Below are 19,185 nucleotides of genomic sequence, written 5' to 3' on the forward strand. Positions count from 1 at the left end.
TCCTCCTCAAGGCGCTCTCGTTTTTCTTGCATAACATCAAGAAATATGTAAATCAATGATGTATCAATTTTTGTTTTGCGGAGGGGATGGCATCATGAAACACACGGGCGGCAGCCTGCCTATGTATTTGCAGATCGCCGAAATGCTGGTGCGCGAAGTCGCTGCGGGCCGTCTGACAGATGGTGAAAAGCTTGCTCCCGAAAGGGATATGGCAGCCGATCTCGGCATTGCTGTCGGCACGCTTCGCAAGGCGCTTGCGGAGTTGCAGGAGCGTGGACTGCTGGAGCGTGTGCAGGGTTCCGGCAATTATATCCGCGCGGTCAGCGATCCCCAGAGCGTTTATGCCTTCTTCCGGCTGGAGATGATCGAGGGCGGTGGCCTGCCAACGGCGGAGGTGCTGGATGTTGCCCGCCTTGCCAAGCCATCCACCCTACCCGCCTTTGGCACATCGCCGGAAGGCCACCGCATCCGCCGCCTGAGGCGTATCGCGGGGAAACCGGCGGCAATCGAGGAGATCTGGCTCGACGGTTCCTATGTCGATACGATTACCATCGAGAACCTGTCGGAATCGCTCTATCTCTATTATCGCACCCGCCTCAATCTCTGGATATCGAAGGCAGAAGACCGCATCGACCTCGGGGAAGTGCCAGAATGGGCGCCTGCACAATTCGGCCAGAAACCCGGCGCGTCGGTGCCGCGTGTCCTTCGCCTGAGCCAGGGTCAGGACGGAGCTGTGGCTGAAGTCTCATGGACATGGTTCGATCACACCGTCGCACGGTACGTTTCACGCATACGTTGAAAACGCACGAAATTCGCGTGATCCACATGGACAGAGAAAATTGACCACAGGCAAGGAAGCCGAGACCTGCCACGCAGGGATTTTGGTTGAAATATTTCTACAAATCAAAGCTTTGGCGGTTTTTGATTTCTGTCAGAAATAAAATTGATACACTATTGATTTCCTTTTGACGAAAGGTAATATCACGGGCCTAGGGAGACAGGCGTTTGGCCGTCCCACGATATCGCCGGACGATCGGGATGATTTTTTCGAAAAGCGATGCGTGGATTTGAAGGTTGATGCCGGGTTTGCGTTCATCGGATTTTGGACGCCCCGGACGTGAGGAGGAAAAGATGGCTTCAGTCAGCCTGCGCAAGCTGGACAAGAGTTACGGTGCCCTGCGCATCGTCAAGGGTATCGACCTTGAAATCAACGATGGTGAATTCGTGGTTTTCGTCGGCCCCTCAGGCTGCGGAAAATCCACGACGTTGCGCATGGTCGCCGGGCTGGAAAGCATCAGCGGCGGTGAGGTGATGATCGGCGACCGCGTTGTCAACAAACTGCCGCCGCGCGAGCGTGACATCGCCATGGTGTTTCAGGACTACGCGCTTTACCCGCACAAGACGGTGCGTGAAAACATGGGTTTCAGCCTGAAGGTACGTGGTGTCAGCGCCTCGCAGGCCAATGCCAGCATTGATGAGGCAGCGAATATGCTGGGCATCAGCCATCTGCTGGACCGTCGTCCGGGCCAGCTTTCTGGCGGCCAGCGCCAGCGCGTGGCCATGGGTCGCGCCATCGTGCGCCGCCCGCAGGTGTTCCTGTTCGACGAGCCGCTTTCCAACCTCGATGCAAAACTGCGCGGACAGGTTCGCACGGAAATCAAGCGCCTGCACCAGCAGCTGGGCACCACCATCATCTACGTGACGCATGATCAGGTGGAGGCGATGACGCTGGCTGATCGCATCGTCATTCTGCGTGGCGGCGATATCGAGCAGGTGGGCACGCCGGACGAGGTCTATAACCGTCCGGAAAGCGTGTTCGTCGGCGGTTTCGTCGGTGCGCCTGCCATGAATTTCGCCCGCGCCAGAGTGACCGGCGACAGGCTGACATTTACGGACGGCAACTTTCTTCCACTGGCAGCAGTCAGACCGTCCCGTGAAACGGCGCTCGATGGACGGGAGGTCATCGTCGGCATTCGCCCTGAACATTTCGGTCCTGCCGGGGGATTTGACACACAGCTCTCCGTCAAGGTGCAGGTGGTGGAGCCTTTGGGGTCGGATACGCTGGTGCATTTCACCCTCGGTGATGCGGCGCTGACAGCGAGAATGCCGCCAGAGATGAAACCGGCTCCGAATGAGGAACTGAAGATCGGCCTCGACCCATCGAAGGTGCACCTGTTCGACGTGACGACGGAACGCTCCATTCAGTGACAGGATCGGGCCGCCACCGGCCCGGCTTCAAGATTTCAATAACGGGAGGAAAACATGAAATTCAAAGCCCTTACGGGAGCGGCGCTCTGCGCAACGATGCTCAGCTTTTCGGGACAGGCCTTTGCCGACGCCGAACTCAAAATCTTCGTTTCCAGCCAGCATCAACCCGATGTGTGGCGCAAGGCGCTCGATCAATATGAGGCGAAGACGCCGGGCGTGAAAGTCGTGATCGAGACCGGCGGCAATACCTCCGAAATGCAGGCGCAATATCTCAACACCGTCATGTCTGCCAAGGATTCGAGCCTCGACGTGCTGATGCTCGATGTCATCCGTCCCGCACAGTTCGCAACCGCTGGCTGGACCAGCGATTTCTCCGGCAAGGACTTGTCCGCCTACCTGCCGACCTATGCAGAAGCAAACACCGTGAACGGCAAGATCGTGGCGCTGCCGGCGTTCGCCGATTCCATGTTCCTCTACTATCGCAAGGACTTGCTGGACAAATACGGCATCCAGCCGCCGACCACCTGGGATGAGCTGAAGGAAGCCTCAAAAAAGGTGATGGAGGGCGAAAAGAACCCCGAACTTCAGGGCCTCTCCTTCCAGGGTAAGGCCATCGAAGGTGCGGTATGCACGTTCCTGCTGCCCTACTGGAGCGAAGGCAAGTCGCTGGTTCAAAACGGCAAGCTGAATTTCGACAATCAGGCGGCCGTGGATTCGCTGAAGCTCTGGAAGAGCTTCGTCGACGAAGGCATTTCCAAGAAGAACATTTCCGAAGTGGCGACCGACGACACGCGCAAGGAATTCCAGGCGGGCAAGGTTCTCTTCGCCGTCAACTGGTCCTACGCCTGGACCCATTTTCAGGGCAAGGAATCCCAAGTGAACGACAAGGTTGGCGTCGCCCGGTTGCCGGCCGTCAAGGGCGGAGAGCAGACGACGTGCCTCGGCGGCTGGGAATTCGGCGTTTCCGCCTATTCCAAGCAGCAGGACGAAGCCAAGAAACTGGTGGAATATCTGTCCAGTCAGGATGTTTCGAAGTTCATGGCCATCAATGCCGCGCTGCTGCCCACCTATGCCTCGCTCTACAAGGATGCTGATGTGACCAAGTCCATCCCTTGGTTTGCGGATGCTCTTCCGGTTGTTGAAACGGCAAAGGCCCGTCCGGTCACACCGCGTTACAACGAGGTCAGCGAAACGATCCGCACCACCGTCAATGGCGTGCTTGCGGGCGTGATGTCGCCGGAAGACGGCGCAAAGCAGATGGAAAGCCGTCTGCGCCGCGTATTGCGCTAAGCCCTGTGGCCGGGGGCGGCATGCAGGACATGCCGTTGCCGGCCTGTTTGGCCGAACCAGTGAAAATCGCCTGAACGGCGCGATAAACGGGCCGGGACTTAACCGGTCTGATCGGGAGACGATGACGTGAATTCAGTTGCGGGAGTGGCAGACGTGACGATGCCGGAGAGAACAATGGTCAGGGTGGACGAGAAACCGCAGCCGCGCTGGACGCGGTGGCTCGATCTCGGTGACCGGTCGCTTGCCGTGCTTTTGCTGGCGCCTGCAGCCATTCTTCTTTCGCTTATCATCGTCTATCCGGTGGCGCGTCTCGTCTACACCTCGTTTTTCAGCCTTTCGCTGACATCAGGTCTGCCGGCGGAATTCATCGGCTTTGAAAACTACACGGCGATGCTCGATGACCCGATTTTCTGGGAAACGACCTGGAATACGGTGCTGATAACGCTGATAACGGTGCCGGGAGCGCTGTTCATGGGCCTGGGCCTTGCGCTCCTCGCCAACCTGCCGTTTTCGATGCAATGGCCGATGCGCCTGTCGCTGCTCATCCCCTGGGCGCTGCCTCTGTCGTTCGCCGGCCTCATCTTCGCGTGGTTTTTCCACTACGAATACGGCGTGGTCAACGATGTGCTGAACCGGCTGGGCTTTGAAGGCATCATCTGGTTCAACTCGCCGAACTGGGCCTTCGCAGCCATTTGCCTGACCATCATCTGGAAGACCTCCTCCTTCATGGCACTGATGATCCTTGCAGGGCTGCAAACCATTCCGCGCTCGCTCTATGAAGCCGCCGATGTGGATGGCGCCGGCAAGCTCAGGCAGTTCTTCGAGATCACGCTGCCGCTCCTAAAGCCCTCGATCGTCGTTGCTCTCATCTTCCGTACGATTACGGCGCTGCAGACCTTTGATATTCCATACATGATGACCGGCGGCGGCCCCGGCACATCAACCACGACGCTCGCCATGTACATTCACCAGAACACCGTTTCCTTCCTCGATCTCGGTTACGGTTCGGCACTGGCGGTCATGATGTTTGCGCTCTCCATGTGCGTCACCGCCGTTTATCTCCGCATTATCAGGACGAAGGACTGATCCCATGAGCACCGTTGCGACCTCCTCCGGTCTGTCCTCCTTCTTCTCCGGCAAGCCGCTGCGCTTCATTGCCGCCTCCATATTGCTGGTCAACGGCCTGTTTCCTGCAATATGGATCCTGTTCACCTCGCTGAAAACCGAAGCGGAACTGACGGTGAAACCGATCACATGGTTTCCGCATGCGCCGACGCTTGCCAATTACATGCAGGCCTTTTCCGACCAGCCGTTGCACCTCTTCCTGTTCAACAGCTTCATGGTCGCGCTGCTTTCCACGGCACTCACAATTCTGATTTCGGTGCTGGCAGCCTATGCGCTGGCGCGGCTCGATCTCAAGTACCGGGCGCTGATCCTCTCGCTCATCATCGCCGTTTCCACATTCCCGCTGGTAACGCTGCTGGTGCCTCTGTTCGAGATCATGCGTGCGCTCAACCTGCTCAATAGCTGGACCGCTCTTATACTGCCTTACACCGTGCTCTCCCTGCCGGTCTGCACGCTGATGCTGGTATCCTTCTTCGAAAGCATCCCGCGCGATCTGGAAAACGCCGCCATGATTGATGGCTGCACCCGCATCGGCGCGCTGTTCAAGGTTGTCGTGCCGCTATGCGCGCCAGGCGTCTTCACCGCCGGTATTCTCGCTTTCGTGAACGCCTGGGACGAATTCCTGCTGGCGCTTTCCTTCAATTCCAATCCGGCACTGCGCACGCTGCCGGTCGGCATCCAGCTTTACCAGGGTGAGTTCGCTTTCCCCTGGCCCGTCATCTCGGCGGCGCTGGTGGTCGGCATCGTCCCGGTTGCGATCTTGATCGTCATCTTTCAGGAACGCGTCGTCTCCGGTCTCACCGCCGGCGGTCTTAAGGGTTAAACAGGTATAGTCATGCAATTCGAAAAGACCAAAGACGGCTTCACGCTTGCGATTGGCAGCCACACCATTCTTTCTCATTCGCCTGAGAACCCGGCTTTCTTTGCTGGTTTCGGCAAGGAGCGGATGGATATGTATCGCGGCAATTTCGATATCGAGGACTATGTCATCGAACGAACTGCGCTCCGCCACGCCGAAGTCAGTGGCGACAGCGTTACGCTGTCTTCCGCACCCGGGCAGGCCGCGCGCCTTCATCTGGCGCTGGATGGAAATGCCATCAGGGTCACGGCGCTGGATGAAACCATCAATCGGCTGTGGCTGCGGATCATCGCAGATGAGGACGAACATGTCTGGGGCGGTGGCGAACAGATGTCCTATTTCGACATGCGCGGCCGCCGCTTTCCGCTCTGGACCTCCGAACCCGGTGTCGGCCGCGACAAGACCGCTGAAATCACCTTCAAGGCTGACGTCAGCGGCAAGGCGGGTGGCGATTATTACAACACCAATTACCCGCAGCCGACCTATCTGTCGTCGCGCAAATATGCGCTGCATGTGGAAACCAGCGCCTATTCGGTCTTCGATTTCCGCGATGAAGATTTCCACGAAGTCGAGATATGGGCGATCCCCGAGAGGATCGAGTTTTTCACCGGTGATTGTTTCACCGATATCGTTTCCGCCCTCTCGCTGCGGTTCGGACGCCAGCCGGAACTGCCGGAGTGGGTCTATAGCGGCGCGATCATCGGGTTAAAGGATGGCGCCAACTCCTTTGCCCGGCTAGAAAAAATCCGCGCTGCCGGAACCAAGGTCTCCGGCCTGTGGTGCGAGGACTGGGTGGGGCTTCGCCAGACATCATTCGGCGCCCGGCTCTTCTGGGACTGGCAGGCCAATGAGGCGCGTTATCCGCATTTGCGTCAGAAGATCGCGGAGCTTGCCGATCAGGGCATTCGTTTTCTGGGATACGTGAACCCCTATCTCTGCGTCGACGGCCCGCTTTTTCCGGAGGCGGAGGCGGCCGGTTATTTCGCCACCGGCGCGGACGGCAAGACGGCGCTCGTGGATTTCGGCGAGTTCGATTGTGGCGTGGTCGATTTCACCAATCCGGCCGCAGCCGAGTGGTTTTCCGAAGAGATCATCGGCAAGAACATGCTGGATTTCGGCCTTTCCGGCTGGATGGCCGATTTCGGCGAATATCTGCCGATCGACATCACGCTATCGAACGGCATCGACGCCAAGCTGATGCACAATGCCTGGCCGACGCTCTGGGCAGAGGTCAACGCCAAGGCTGTTGAAAGCCGTGGCAAAACCGGCGAAGCGCTGTTCTTCATGCGGGCGGGCTTTACCGGTGTGCAAGCCCACTGCCCGCTGCTGTGGGGCGGCGACCAGTCCGTCGATTTCTCCCGCCATGACGGTCTCGTCACCGTCATATGCGGTGCGCTGTCCTCCGGTCTTCTCGGTAATGCCTATCACCATTCCGATATTGGCGGTTATACCAGCCTGTTCGGCAATGTCAGAACCCCGGAACTCATCATGCGCTGGACGGAGATGGCAGCCTTTACCCCTGTCATGCGAACCCATGAGGGCAATCGCCCGCGCGACAATCTCCAGATCGATCAGGACGAGACGGTTCTTGGCCATTTTGCCCGCATGACGGCAATCTATGTCGCACTCGCCCCCTATCTGAAATCGCTTTCCACTGAAGCGGCCAAAACCGGCCTGCCGGTACAGCGCCCGCTTTTCCTGCATCACGAGAACGACCGGCAGACCTATGCCATTCAGGACAGCTATCTCTACGGGGCCGACATGCTGGTCGCACCCGTGTGGAAGGCGGGGGAGACGCAGCGCACGCTTTACCTTCCGGGCGATGGTGAATGGGTGCATCTTTGGAGTGGCGCGCGGTATTTTGGCGGGCACGAGTTCACCGTGGACGCTCCGATAGGCCAGCCGGCTGTGTTCTACCGCGCTGAAACGCCCTTTACTGCGTTATTTGAACAGCTTCGCAATATCGTTTGAAGCATCACCTTCCGGCTATTTCCAAAAAACGCCGCAAATATTGCGGCGTTCAATCGATGCTTTAGCAGGCCTCGCTAAAACGGCCATCAGCCCGTCAGGCGTGGTGATGTAATGGCTTTCTTGAACAGCACCGTCATCGCGTCGCTGATGCCCTGGGACGGGCTGACTTCGAAATACAGGCCCGGGGAAGCACAGCTCTGCATGCGTGAGCCGATTTCCGCCTGAAAGGGCTTGATCCAGCTATTATACCAATCATTCGTCGGCAGCGGCAGATAGGTGGTATAAAGCACCGCGATACGAAAACCCTTTTCCTTCAATTTCGTACAGTCTTTGATGTCGATCGGCTCCTGACAGCGGCCTCCCGTCAGTTTTTTCGTACAGGAGGAGGGCTTGTAACTGTCGCCCACCCCGTCTGAAACAAAGAAAATAACCTTATCCGGGTTCGCCGAGCTTGCGCCCGTGCCCGAACTGCCGACCTTATCTCCAATCTGGATCAGTGCCCGGTCGAAATCTGTTTGCTGGTCGTTGTTGTATCCCTGATAGGGGATCGACATCAGGTTGATTTCACCAGCTTTTTTCTTTGCTGCGTCCAGATCCGATGTTAGCGAAACGACCTCAAGCAGCTTGGTATCTTCCGCCCGTTCCCCAAAGGTATAGACGGCCATGCGATATTGATTGCTGCTTTTGCGCGTGGACTTTGCCGTGTCCATCAGGCTGGCGGTTGCCTTGGCAACCACGTCGATACGCGTCGTAACCCCGAGTTTCTTGGCCTTGAAGTAATAGCTGTTCGGGTCTGCCACGCCGTCCTTCACGATGTGACAGGCAAAAGCGCATTTATCGCCAGTATTCGCAACCAGGGTGGCAACATCCGTGGGTGTCGCGCCCACTCCCATGGAAGGCGTATTATCAAGCAGAAGATAGAAATCGCTGAAGGTTTCCGTTTCGTATTTGGCCGTGGCCGTGCCGCCAACCGAAACGAAATCCTTCCCCAGAAGCCCTGAGAGCGTCGTGCTGACCGACGCCTTGAAGCTGACGGACGACTCGACCACATTGCCGTGCTTGATCACCGAAACATCGACAGAGGTTATGGTGTAGTCCGCGTCGCCGCGCTGATTGCCATCGAAGAATGCCCGGGCTTCTTCATTGCCGACGGGAATGACACCGTCCCCCGACATCTTCTTTGCCGCCTGAACACTTGCGGACATATCGGCGACTGCCGCCAGAGCCGCGGAATCCGCCGCCTGCTGCAGATCGGCTTTGACCGACATGCCGCGCGTAATATCGAGCGCCACACCGGCAGCACCGCACAGAGGCACCATGAGCAGCGCGGTCAGAATGCCAAAATTTCCAGATTTCTCTTGCCAGAAGTTTTTCAAGTTCGCCCCCAACCAATCTGGGAGCTGAAGCTAATACAGCGGAATTGAAAAGCGGTTTCAATAAATAACTAATTTTTGATTAACTTAATATAATCGACAACTAATATGTTCGCGGCAAATTCGCCAATATTCTCGTTAACTTTCAACGTTGACATTACTTCAAAACCCTCCTAGCAAAACAGTCTCTTCCGAGGGGAGCACCTGACGGTGCTGAGATGGCGATGAGCCGGACCCTTGAACCTGATCCGGGTCATGCCGGCGTAGGAACGGAAACTGTAGCGCGTTTGCGTTACTGCCCTTTCTCTTCTCCGCTTTGCCCGGATCTCCGTGATCGCCACAGCTGGAGACCGAACGATGATGATGAAACATCCTTCCCTTCGTATACGGTACGGCTGCGTCTGAGCCCCGGCCGATGCGTGCCTCCCATGCGCTGAAGGGCGTCGTTCTTATTCTGATTGTCTGGCAGCTGGGCATCTGGCTGTTTGCACCGCCCCGCTACATCCTGCCCTCGCCCGCCGATGTTGCCGCAGCACTCCTGCGCCAGCCAGCCTTCCTGTTCGGACAGGCCATGGTGACATCAGGTGAAATGGCTGTCGGGCTTGCGGCTGGCATTGCCGCCGGCATTCTCGTTGCCTTTACGATTGCCGCCGTCCCGCGTTTTGGCCGCCTCGTCTGGCCCATGGTTCTCGTGTTGCAGGCATTTCCGGTCTTCGTGCTGGCCCCCATTCTCGTACTCTGGTTCGGTTTCGGCATGGCCTCGAAAGTTGTCATGACGGCGATCATCATCTTTTTCCCCGTCGCTTCAGCCTTCACCGACGGCCTCAATCGCACGGATCGGACAATCCTCGATGCCGCCTCGCTGACGGAGGCGAGCCACTGGCAAATCCTCACCCGGCTGCGTGTGCCGCTGGCGCTTCCCTCACTCATTTCCGGACTGAGGGTCGCAGCTCCGCTCGCCCCGCTCGGCGCGGTCATTGGCGAATGGGTGGGCGCCTCCGCCGGGCTCGGTTTTGTCATGATCCAGTCAAATGCCCGCATGCAGACCGACACAATGTTCGCCGCCATGACCATTCTCGCCGTCATGGCGGTGCTGCTGCGGCTTGTCGTCGACCGGGCAACGGCCAACCTCGCCCCCTGGGCCAAAGAAACAGACCACGTCATTCCTTTCAAACATTTGCGGAGACTTTCGGCACCATGAAACGAACTCTTCTTTCCCTCGTCGTCGCGGCAGCAAGCGTGCTTTCGCCCGCGCAATCGCAGGCGGCAGACAAGCTTACCGTATTGCTGGAATGGTTCGTGAACCCGGACCATGCACCGATGGTGATCGCCAAGGAACGCGGCCTTTTCGCCGATGCAGGGCTGGAGGTCGAGTTGATCCCGCCCGCAGACCCATCCGCCGTACCGCGTCTGGTCTCGGCAAAGCAGGCCGATATCGGCGTTCACTACCAGCCGAACCTCTATCTAGACCACGATGCAGGGCTGCCGCTCGTCCGTTTCGGAACGCTGGTCGAAACGCCGCTGAACACCGTCACCGTTCTGGCCGACGGGCCTATCAAGAGCCTGAAGGACCTGAAGGGCAAGAAGGTCGGCTTCTCCGTTTCCGGCTTCGAGGATGCGATGCTGAAGCGGATGCTGGAGAAGGAGGGACTGACGAAAGACGATGTGGAACTGGTCAACGTCAATTTCTCACTCTCGCCGTCCCTGATCGCGGGCAAGGTCGATGCCACGCTTGGCGGCTTCCGTAATTTCGAACTGACGCAGATGAAGCTTGAAGGCCACGAAGGCCGCTCGTTCTTCCCCGAGGAACACGGCGTGCCCGCCTATGACGAGCTCATATTCGTCACGCATCGTGATCTCGTGAAAGATAGCCGCCTGCCGCGTTTTCTCTCGGCCGTTGAGCAGGCCGCGATTTTCATCACCAACCACCCACAAGAATCCTGGCAGCTTTTCATCAAGGCCTATCCGAACCTTGACGACGCGCTGAACAAACAGGCGTTTTTCGATACGCTGCCGCGTTTCGCCAAACGTCCAGCCGCACTTGATCGCGCCCGCTACACACGCTTCGGCACCTTCATGCAGGACATGCAACTGATCAAGCAGGCGCCGGCGGTGGAAGACATTGCCGTGGAGTTGCAATAACCATGGCAAACAGTTTTCCGACTGCGGCGAAGGCCGCAGAGATCCTCGAAAGGGTAAGGCAGACGCGCCCGCGCGTGCATTGCCTGATGAACACCGTGGTACAGAAATTCACCGCGGATGGCATTACCGTCGTCGGCGGCATCCCCTCGATGACAACCTCACTCGAAGAAATCGGTGCTTTCGTCACGAAAGCCGATGCGGTGACGATCAATCTCGGCACGCTCGACGCCGACCGGCGCAAAGTCATTCGATTTGCCGTCGAGATCGCCCGCGCGGCTGGCAAGCCGTGGATTCTGGACCCCGTGCATTGCGACTATTCGCCATCGCGACTGGCGTTCGCGCGTGACCTGATCTCGCTTGGACCCACCATCGTGCGCGGCAACAGCGCTGAGATGAGCCTGATCGGTGCTGTTCCGAACGCCATCAGGATAGAGACCGGACCTGTCGATAACCTGCGCGACGCCACAAGGAGTGTCAGAATCGTCAACGGTCACCCGTGGATGGCGAAGGTGACAGGCACGGGTTGCCTATCGGGTGGCGTCATCGCCGCCTTCATGGCGGTGGAAAAAGACGCACTGACGGCCGCCGCCGCCGCCCTCGCTATCACGGGTGTCGCAGCCGAACTGGCAGCGAAAAACGCCAAAGGTCCCGGCACATTCGAGCCGGCATTTCTGGATGTGCTTTCAGAAATTTCCGGCGAAGACATAAGAAACCATGCGAGGATTGAGCATGAACAAAGTTGATTACCGTCTCAATGCGCTGGTCGATGCGAGCCTCGTCGATGTTGCGCCGTTGGGCGAGCTTGCTCTGGCGGCCGCACTCAACGGCGCGACCATTCTGCAATATCGCGACAAACACGCCTCCACGCGGGAGATGATCGAAAACGCCCTCGCTATTCGCGAAGCCATTGCCGGCACGGGCGTGCCGCTGGTCATCAACGACCGGGTGGATGTGGCGCTCGCCTCTGGCGCGGACGGGGTGCATCTCGGCGCCGATGATATGGATGCCAAAACCGCCAGACGCATCCTTGGAGATAAGGCGATCATCGGCCTTACCGTCAAGAACCGCGCCGATGCCGAGCGGGCGGCCTCCATGCCCGCCGATTACGCCTGCATTGGTGGCGTGTTCGAAACCGTTTCCAAGGTCAATCCAGACAAGCCTGTCGGCCTCGACGGCTTTACGACGCTCCGCACTCTGCTCCGCGAATTGCGGCCGGGCATGCCGGTGGGCGCCATCGCCGGTATCGATCTTGCCCGCGTGCCGAACGTCATCGCCGCCGGTGCGGATGGTGTCGCCGTCATTTCTGCAATCTTCCGCGCAAACGATATTGCCAGCGCAACCAGGGACTTCCGCGCGGCAGTCGATGCAGCGCTGAAAGCGAGACAGTCATGACAGCAATCGCATTGACCATCGCCGGCTCAGACAGCGGCGGCGGCGCAGGCATTCAGGCCGACATCAAGACTTTTTCGGCACTCGGCGCCTATGCCGCCAGCGTCATCACCGCCATCACCGCCCAGAACACCAAAGGTGTGACGGCAGTGGAGGATATTTCCGTCGACACCATCGTCGCGCAGATGGATGCAGTTTTTTCCGATCTTGCCGTCAATGCGGTGAAGATCGGCATGGTATCGCGGATCGAAACCATCGCGGCCATAGCTGCAAGGCTTCGGCAGCAGCCCCAGCCGGTGGTACTCGACCCCGTGATGGTTGCGACCTCCGGCGACCGTCTATTGCATGCGGATGCGATCGAGACATTGCGGCGCGACCTGCTGCCGCTCGCCACCATCGTCACGCCGAACCTGCCTGAAGCAGCGCTTCTCACCGGGTTGCCGATTGCAGACACCGAGGCGGAGATCACCCGTCAGGCCGAGATGATCCTGAAGGTGGGCGCGAAAGCCGTGCTCATCAAGGGCGGCCATGGCGACGGGCCGCAGAGTACGGATTATCTGTTTGCAGACGGCACCGTGCAGGCGCTTTCCGCTATGCGAGTGGACACGAAAAACGACCATGGGACCGGCTGCACGCTGGCGGCGGCGATCACCGCGCATCTGGCCATGGGGCATAACCTGGCGGAGGCAGTGGGGCTTGCGAAGGAGTATCTGAATGGGGCGCTTGACGCTGGTCGGGGGCTTGCCGTCGGGAACGGTCGGGGACCGGTGCATCATTTTTATCGGTGGTGGGGGTGACATCGACATGCAGAGTGAGGGGCTTACCCCCCTCTGTCCTGCCGGACAGAGGGGATAACCGCATATTCCGCTGCGTAATTGTCCTCTCGAAAAAACTACTCACCGCGCCTTCGGCGTCGCCAGCACATTCCTGATCGCAAAACTCGAATGAATCCGCGAAACACCCGGCAGCTTCGACAGAATCTCCTTATGGATGCGCTCGAAATCGCCCGCACTTTCCGCCTCACATCGCAGGAAATAATCCGACCCGCCCGTCATCAGGTAACATTCGCGGATTTCTGGATAACGCCGCACCGCGTTCTCAAACCTGTTGAGAAAATCCTCCGTCTGGCGGTCGAGCGTGATCTGCACGATGACCGAGATCACCTCGCCGCCGGCAAGGCCGCTGGTCAGCGCCGTATAGCCCCGGATGATACCCTCCCGTTCCAGAATATCGACCCGGCGAAGGCAGGCGGAGGCCGAAAGGCCGACTTCCGCAGCAAGTTTCGCATTGCTGATGCGGGCATTGAGCCGGAGCAGGCGGATGATGTGGCGGTCTGTCGCGTCGAGTGACGACATAGAAAATTCCAATATGACAATGAAAGTTGCGTAGATTGCATTTTTATCGCATCTTATTCGAACAATAGCCAAGAAATTCGACAATCGTTGCAATACTCTCATGTGATAAAAATGAGGGTGAACGACCATGGACATGCAGATCAGCCGCCAGCAGGCAGCGGGTGGTGCAAGCGGCCATCTGACCATCGATCTTGGCGCATTGCGCGATAATTATCTCTCGCTTGCGGCAATGGCGCCCACATCGCAGACGGCAGCGGTCGTCAAGGCTGACGCATACGGCCTCGGCGCGGATATCGTCTCGCAGGGGCTGTTTGACGCGGGCTGCCGGAATTTCTTCGTCGCCCATATCGATGAAGCGTTGGCGCTCCGGCTGCGTCTTTCAGCGGAAGCGCGGATTTTCGTCCTCAACGGGCTTCAGCCCGGTAACGAAACCTCCTGCGCAGCCATGGCCGTCACACCGGTTCTGAATTCGCTCGAGCAGATCGCCCAATGGGCGGCCCACGCCAAAAATCTTGGCAAGACATTACCCGCCGCAGTGCAGATCGACACCGGCATGTGCCGTCTCGGCCTCTCTCCCGAGGAGCTTGAAGTCCTCGCCTCCCGGCCGCAACTGCTTGATGGTATCGACATCGCCTTCGTGATGAGCCACCTCGCCTGCGCCGACGAGCCGGATCACCTCTCCAATGCCGCCCAACTCTCTGTGATGCGAAAAGCCGCTGCAGCTTTTCCTGATGTATCCGTCTGTTTTTCCAATTCCGGCGGCATCTTTCTGGGCAACGACTATCACAACTCCCTGCTACGCCCCGGCATTGCGCTTTATGGCGGCGCGCCCTCCGTTACCCGTCCCAACCCGATGAAACCGGTCGTCCGGCTTGATGTCGCCGTTATTCAGACCCGCGAAGTTCCCGCCGGATCGCTGGTCGGTTATGGTGGCTCTTTCGAAGCGGCCGGGCCGACGCGGCTTGCGACGATCGCGGCTGGTTATGCCGATGGCCTGCCGCGATCGCTCAGCAATCGCGGTGCGGCATGGTACAATGGCGTTCGCCTGCCCATTGCTGGTCGCGTTTCAATGGACAGCATCATTCTCGACATATCCGCCCTGCCCTTGGGAACATTGACGCAAGGCAGCTTCGTGCAGATGATCGGGCCTGACCAGACGCTGGAAGACATTGCCGAGGATGCGGGCACGATCGCCTATGAAATCCTGACCGGACTCGGACGCCGTTACCGCCGCAATTATATTCAGCCGGGCGAAACCCCGGCCGTCGCTTCAACATCTGTCAGCCATAAGTGAGACGATCATGAACGTCACTATCCTCGGAGCCGGCGTCGTCGGCGTGACCTCCGCCTGGTATCTGGCCAAAGCCGGACACAAGGTGACGGTGATCGACCGCCAGCCGGCCGCAGCGCTTGAAACCAGCTTTGCCAATGCCGGCGAGGTTTCCCCCGGCTATTCCTCGCCATGGGCCGCGCCCGGCATTCCGATGAAGGCCATGAAATGGCTGTTCATGAAACATGCCCCGCTCATCATCCGCCCGACCGCCGATCCGGCGGCGTGGCGCTGGATGAGCCAGATGCTGCGCAATTGCACATCGGCGCGTTATGCCATCAACAAGAGCCGCATGGTGCGCATTGCCGAATATAGCCGCGATTGCCTGATGGCGCTGCGCGACGAAACCGGGATAGAATACGACCAGCGCATGCAGGGCACTCTGGAGGTTTTCCGCACCCAGAAGCAGTTCGATGCCATCGGCAAGGATGTGGACGTGCTGACGGCAGGTGGCGTGCCTTTCGAAATTCTCGACCGCGAAGGCTGCGCCGCCATCGAGCCCGGCCTTTCTCCTTCCAGGGAAAAGATCGTCGGCGGCCTGCGCCTGCCCGGTGATGAAACCGGCGACTGCTTCATGTTCACCACCGAACTTGCGCGCATGGCTGAAGAGGCGGGTGTCACCTTCATCTACGATACCGGCATCATGCGCCCCATCGTCGAGGCAGGCCGTATCAAGGCCGTGGAGACCACCAAGGGGCTGCTGGAAGCCGATATTTTCGTCGCCGCACTGGGCAGCTATTCCCCGCAATTCGTCCGCCAGCTCGGCCTTACCCTGCCGGTTTACCCGGTCAAGGGCTACTCCATCACGGTTCCGATCGTGAAGGAGGAACGCGCGCCCGTTTCGACCGTGATGGACGAAACGTTCAAGGTAGCGATCACCCGGCTCGGCTCGCGCATCCGCGCCGGTGGCATGGCGGAAATCGCCGGTTTCAGCAAGGATCTGCCCGCAGCAAGACAGGAAACTCTGGCCCATTCGGTGGAAGACCTGTTCGGCGGCGCAGGTGACCAGAGCCAAGCGAAATTCTGGTGCGGCCTGCGCCCGATGACGCCGGATGGTACGCCTGTCATCGGCGCCACCCGCTACAGCAATCTTTATCTCAACACCGGCCACGGTACGCTTGGCTGGACGATGTCCTGCGGCTCGGCCCGCGTGCTTGCCGATCTCATCAGCGGGAACAAGCCCGAGATAGACACGCACGATCTGGCACTCAGCCGTTACGCAGCCTGAAGTGCGACAGGGCGCTTATCCCCGTCTGAAAGGCGGGGATGGTGGCCGCTCAAAGTGCCAGTGCATCCTTCAGCGCCAATCCTTCCTTCATGCGAAGGTCGAGATCGGCCTCGATGTGATCGAGGTGCTGCAGCATCAAGGCACGGGCCTTTGCCGCATCCTTCGCCTCCAGTGCATCGAGCAGGTCGGCATGATCGTTGTGGCCGCAGCTTGAAACGCCCGAGCGCCCGTAGAGCGCGATAACCAGCGACGAGCGGGCGACCAGTTCGTCCATGAATTTTTCGAGGATGGCATTGCCGGCAAGCGAGGCCAGCATCAGGTGGAAATCACCTGATGCCTTGATTTCCGCGCGCCTGGCGTGCGGGCCGCGCTCATGCTGGTGGCGGCTTTCCTGAACCAGATGCTCTCTCAGCTGCTTCACCGCCGCAGGCGTGATCTTTTCGATTGCGGCGTCCAGAACGCCGGGCTCGATCAGCCGGCGCGAAGCAAAAACCTGCCGCGCTTCGTCCGGTGTGGGATTGGAGACAAAAGCGCCGCGGTTGCGCTCGGCCTTGACCAGTCCTTCGTAAGCCAGCATCTGAAGAGCCGCCCGCACCACCGTGCGGCTGACATCGAACAGCGTTCCCACTTCCGATTCCGACAGCTTCGTTCCCGGGGCAAGCCGTCGGTCGACAATGGCGTCGCGCAGCGTATCTCGAATAGCCTGGGCACGGTCTTCGTGGGATGAATCGGAATTGACGGTTATATGGGCAAGGCTCATGGAATTGTCCTGTTTGAACTTGAGTTCTAGCGCGAAGCGCGGCTTGCGCAAACAGGAATTGCGAGCTGTCGCCAGCCGCCACAATTCATTCAGCGCCCGTTCAGCAGGCGCGCTATATTTCTTTAACCATCGAATTTGCAACTGGCAGCGCCCTGCCATCCGGATGGAAGAAGATCATGTCGTCCTTTGCAGCTAAAACCGTTCTGGCTATCGCCGTCGCCGCCGCCACCATCGTGCCCTTCAACAGCGCATCCGCCGATGACTGGGGCCGCCGCGACCGTCGCGATGCCGCCATTCTGGGTGGCGTGCTTGGCCTTGCCGCCGGTGTCGCCGTTGGCTCAGCCCTTTCCCGCCCGGCACCGGTAGACGACGAGCGCGTCTATATCGACCCGCCGCGTCGCTATGAACCGAGCTATGTGTACGAAGAGCCGGACTACCGCTATTATCAGCCACAGCCGCAGCCCGTTTATCGACCCGCTCCGGTCTATCGTCCGGCACCGGTTTACCGTGCCCAACCGGTGTATGACAATAATTCCGGCTACTACCAGCAACGCCGTACCTACCGCACCATCGAGCCGTGGACGAATGCCTGGTACGATTATTGCTCGCAACGTTATCGCAGCTTCAACGGCCGCTCCGGCACCTATGTAGGCAATGACGGCCAGCGTCATTTCTGCGTAGCGGGTTGATCGGGGACAACGTCTGCGCAGTTATTGCTGTTAATAATCAGGCCGCGGACGGAAACGTCCGCGGCTTTTCATTAAGTGTCACCCCAGATCCTGCGGCAACCTCAAGCAGCGCCGTTTTTCACATAATCCGCCCGGTTGATGCCGTGACGTTGCAGCTTGTCGTAAAAAGTCTTGCGGGCAATGCCGAGTGTCGCAATTGTTTCGGCCACGTCGCCATTCGATTGCACAAGCGTTTCGCGAATGATCTGCGCTTCTATTTCATCCATTCGCTCTGGCAGGGTGCCGGAAGCCGGAATGCTCGATTGCGAAACAGTCGTGGTGGCCGCATCCATCTCCAGCCCCAATACTACCCTTTCAGCGAAATGCCCGAGTTCGCGCACATTGCCCGGCCAGTCGTAGTCGTTAAGGCGGCGGGAAACGCCGGCGCTGATCTGCGGTACCGGCATGTTGAACCGGTTGGCGGCCTTGGTGACGAAGTGCGAAAACAGCAGCGGAATATCCGCCTTGCGCTCGCGCAGCGGCGGTATCGACAGCGTCACCACATTCAGCCGGTAATATAGGTCCTCGCGAAACGTGCCACGCTCGGCCGGGTCGCCGAGATCCACCTTCGCCGCCGCCACCACGCGAATATCGACCGGTCGCTCCTCATTTGAACCGAGTGGCGAGACCTCGCGCATTTCCAGAACGCGCAACATCTTCACCTGTACGGCAAGCGGCATGCTTTCGATCTCGTCGAGAAACAGCGTGCCGCCGCTTGAATGTTCGATGCGACCAACGCGTTTTTTCTGCGCACCGGTGAAAGCACCCGGCTCATGGCCGAAAAGCTCGCTTTCGATCACCGTTTCCGGCAGCGCACCGCAATTCAGCGCCACAAAATTGCCCCTGGATCGCTTCTTGCTCCAGCGATGCAGCGCCGTTGCCACCACTTCCTTGCCGCTGCCCGTCTCACCTGCCACCAGCACGTCCACGTCCGTATCAGCAATGTGCCGGAGCGTGGTGCGCAGGCGCTCCATGGCGGGCGTCTGGCCAATCAGCGGCAAATCGTCCTCGGCTTGAGCACTCGCCCGGCGAAGCGCGCGGTTTTCCAGCACGAGGCGGCGCTTTTCCAGCGCGCGGCGGGCGCTTTCAACCATGCGTTCGGCGGGGAATGGTTTGGCGATGAAATCATAGGCGCCGTTGTGCAGGGCATCGACCGCCATCGGCACATCACCGTGGCCGGTGATGAGGATAACAGGCAGGTCGGCATCGATCCTGCGGACATGGTCGAAGAACTCAAGCCCGGTCATGCCGGGCATGCGCACATCGGTGATGACGACGCCGTCGAAATCCTCGTTGAGCGCCGCAAGTGCCTGTTCGGCGCGGGAAAAGGAGGTGACGGGCAATCCGTCGAGTTCCAACGTCTGCACCATCGCCTTACGCAGCTGGGAGTCGTCATCCACCAGAAATATGGTTCCACCTGCCATCAT

At 59.1% G+C, this 19,185-nt stretch carries 18 protein-coding genes and 1 riboswitch; of the genes, 14 read left to right on the forward strand and 4 right to left on the reverse strand.

Annotation, left to right across the window (positions count from 1 at the left end; genetic code table 11):
• The first annotated feature begins 94 nt into the window (after nt 1–94).
• From FB593_RS09730 to FB593_RS09755, 6 genes are all read left to right on the forward strand, one after another.
• Nucleotides 95–799, forward strand: a complete 705-nt coding sequence (locus FB593_RS09730) for a GntR family transcriptional regulator (RefSeq protein WP_003510818.1) — start codon at nt 95–97, stop codon at nt 797–799.
• 332 nt (nt 800–1,131) lie between these two features.
• A complete protein-coding gene (locus FB593_RS09735) occupies nt 1,132–2,208 on the forward strand; it encodes an ABC transporter ATP-binding protein (protein ID WP_035199430.1) in 1,077 nt (358 codons plus the stop codon).
• 54 nt (nt 2,209–2,262) lie between these two features.
• Nucleotides 2,263–3,498 (forward strand): ABC transporter substrate-binding protein, encoded by a 1,236-nt coding sequence (locus tag FB593_RS09740; protein WP_013761547.1) that lies wholly within the window; start codon nt 2,263–2,265, stop codon nt 3,496–3,498.
• A 174-nt stretch (nt 3,499–3,672) separates the two neighbouring features.
• Entirely contained in the window at nt 3,673–4,584 is a 912-nt protein-coding gene (locus FB593_RS09745) for a carbohydrate ABC transporter permease (RefSeq protein ID WP_003510821.1), read from the forward strand.
• A gap of 4 nt (nt 4,585–4,588) precedes the next feature.
• On the forward strand, nt 4,589–5,446 hold the full coding sequence (locus FB593_RS09750; protein WP_003500737.1) for a carbohydrate ABC transporter permease: 858 nt from the start codon (nt 4,589–4,591) through the stop codon (nt 5,444–5,446).
• Nucleotides 5,447–5,458: 12 nt separating this feature from the next.
• Nucleotides 5,459–7,453: an alpha-glucosidase gene (locus tag FB593_RS09755; protein WP_145166523.1), complete on the forward strand. Its 1,995-nt coding sequence runs from the start codon at nt 5,459–5,461 to the stop codon at nt 7,451–7,453.
• Nucleotides 7,454–7,539: 86 nt separating this feature from the next.
• Here the strand turns inward: FB593_RS09755 and FB593_RS09760 are convergent, their stop codons facing one another.
• Complete coding sequence (locus FB593_RS09760) at nt 7,540–8,829, reverse strand: TadE/TadG family type IV pilus assembly protein (RefSeq protein WP_035199432.1); 1,290 nt, start codon at nt 8,827–8,829, stop codon at nt 7,540–7,542.
• 181 nt (nt 8,830–9,010) lie between these two features.
• A riboswitch (TPP riboswitch) is annotated at nt 9,011–9,113 on the forward strand.
• Nucleotides 9,114–9,241: 128 nt separating this feature from the next.
• Here FB593_RS09760 and FB593_RS09765 point away from each other — a divergent pair.
• Genes FB593_RS09765 through thiD form a run of 5 tightly spaced genes read left to right on the forward strand, consistent with a single transcriptional unit; the run spans nt 9,242 to nt 13,154 of the window.
• Nucleotides 9,242–10,027 (forward strand): ABC transporter permease, encoded by a 786-nt coding sequence (locus FB593_RS09765; protein WP_035199433.1) that lies wholly within the window; start codon nt 9,242–9,244, stop codon nt 10,025–10,027.
• Entirely contained in the window at nt 10,024–10,968 is a 945-nt protein-coding gene (locus FB593_RS09770; RefSeq protein WP_145166524.1) for an ABC transporter substrate-binding protein, read from the forward strand. The genes FB593_RS09765 and FB593_RS09770 overlap by 4 nt, the downstream gene beginning before the upstream one ends.
• Before the next feature lie 2 nt (nt 10,969–10,970).
• Complete coding sequence (locus FB593_RS09775; protein WP_035199436.1) at nt 10,971–11,711, forward strand: hydroxyethylthiazole kinase; 741 nt, start codon at nt 10,971–10,973, stop codon at nt 11,709–11,711.
• Entirely contained in the window at nt 11,698–12,360 is a 663-nt protein-coding gene (thiE, locus tag FB593_RS09780) for a thiamine phosphate synthase (RefSeq protein WP_145166525.1), read from the forward strand. The genes FB593_RS09775 and thiE overlap by 14 nt, the downstream gene beginning before the upstream one ends.
• Nucleotides 12,357–13,154, forward strand: coding sequence for a bifunctional hydroxymethylpyrimidine kinase/phosphomethylpyrimidine kinase (gene thiD / locus FB593_RS09785; RefSeq protein WP_145166526.1), 798 nt, complete (start codon nt 12,357–12,359; stop codon nt 13,152–13,154). The genes thiE and thiD overlap by 4 nt, the downstream gene beginning before the upstream one ends.
• Before the next feature lie 99 nt (nt 13,155–13,253).
• Here the strand turns inward: thiD and FB593_RS09790 are convergent, their stop codons facing one another.
• Nucleotides 13,254–13,712, reverse strand: a complete 459-nt coding sequence (locus FB593_RS09790; RefSeq protein ID WP_003500727.1) for an Lrp/AsnC family transcriptional regulator — start codon at nt 13,710–13,712, stop codon at nt 13,254–13,256.
• Nucleotides 13,713–13,839: 127 nt separating this feature from the next.
• On the opposite strand from FB593_RS09790, the gene alr reads away from it, so the two are divergent.
• Together alr and FB593_RS09800 are read left to right on the forward strand one after the other, a co-directional pair.
• Nucleotides 13,840–15,006, forward strand: a complete 1,167-nt coding sequence (alr, locus tag FB593_RS09795) for an alanine racemase (RefSeq protein ID WP_145166527.1) — start codon at nt 13,840–13,842, stop codon at nt 15,004–15,006.
• Nucleotides 15,007–15,013: 7 nt separating this feature from the next.
• Nucleotides 15,014–16,270: a D-amino acid dehydrogenase gene (locus FB593_RS09800; protein WP_035199440.1), complete on the forward strand. Its 1,257-nt coding sequence runs from the start codon at nt 15,014–15,016 to the stop codon at nt 16,268–16,270.
• Between the two features lie 49 nt (nt 16,271–16,319).
• Here the strand turns inward: FB593_RS09800 and FB593_RS09805 are convergent, their stop codons facing one another.
• Nucleotides 16,320–17,030 (reverse strand): GntR family transcriptional regulator, encoded by a 711-nt coding sequence (locus tag FB593_RS09805; RefSeq protein WP_025595694.1) that lies wholly within the window; start codon nt 17,028–17,030, stop codon nt 16,320–16,322.
• A gap of 176 nt (nt 17,031–17,206) precedes the next feature.
• Here FB593_RS09805 and FB593_RS09810 point away from each other — a divergent pair, with 176 nt between their 5' ends.
• The gene (locus FB593_RS09810) at nt 17,207–17,719 is read left to right on the forward strand and encodes a BA14K family protein (RefSeq protein ID WP_003510838.1); all 513 of its coding nucleotides are present in this window, start codon (nt 17,207–17,209) and stop codon (nt 17,717–17,719) included.
• Nucleotides 17,720–17,820: 101 nt separating this feature from the next.
• Here FB593_RS09810 and FB593_RS09815 read toward each other — a convergent pair whose 3' ends face one another.
• The gene (locus FB593_RS09815) at nt 17,821–19,185 is read right to left on the reverse strand and encodes a sigma-54-dependent transcriptional regulator (protein ID WP_013761557.1); all 1,365 of its coding nucleotides are present in this window, start codon (nt 19,183–19,185) and stop codon (nt 17,821–17,823) included.

The sequence above is a fragment of the Rhizobium sp. SJZ105 genome (assembly GCF_007828365.1).
Classification (GTDB): domain Bacteria; phylum Pseudomonadota; class Alphaproteobacteria; order Rhizobiales; family Rhizobiaceae; genus Agrobacterium; species Agrobacterium tumefaciens.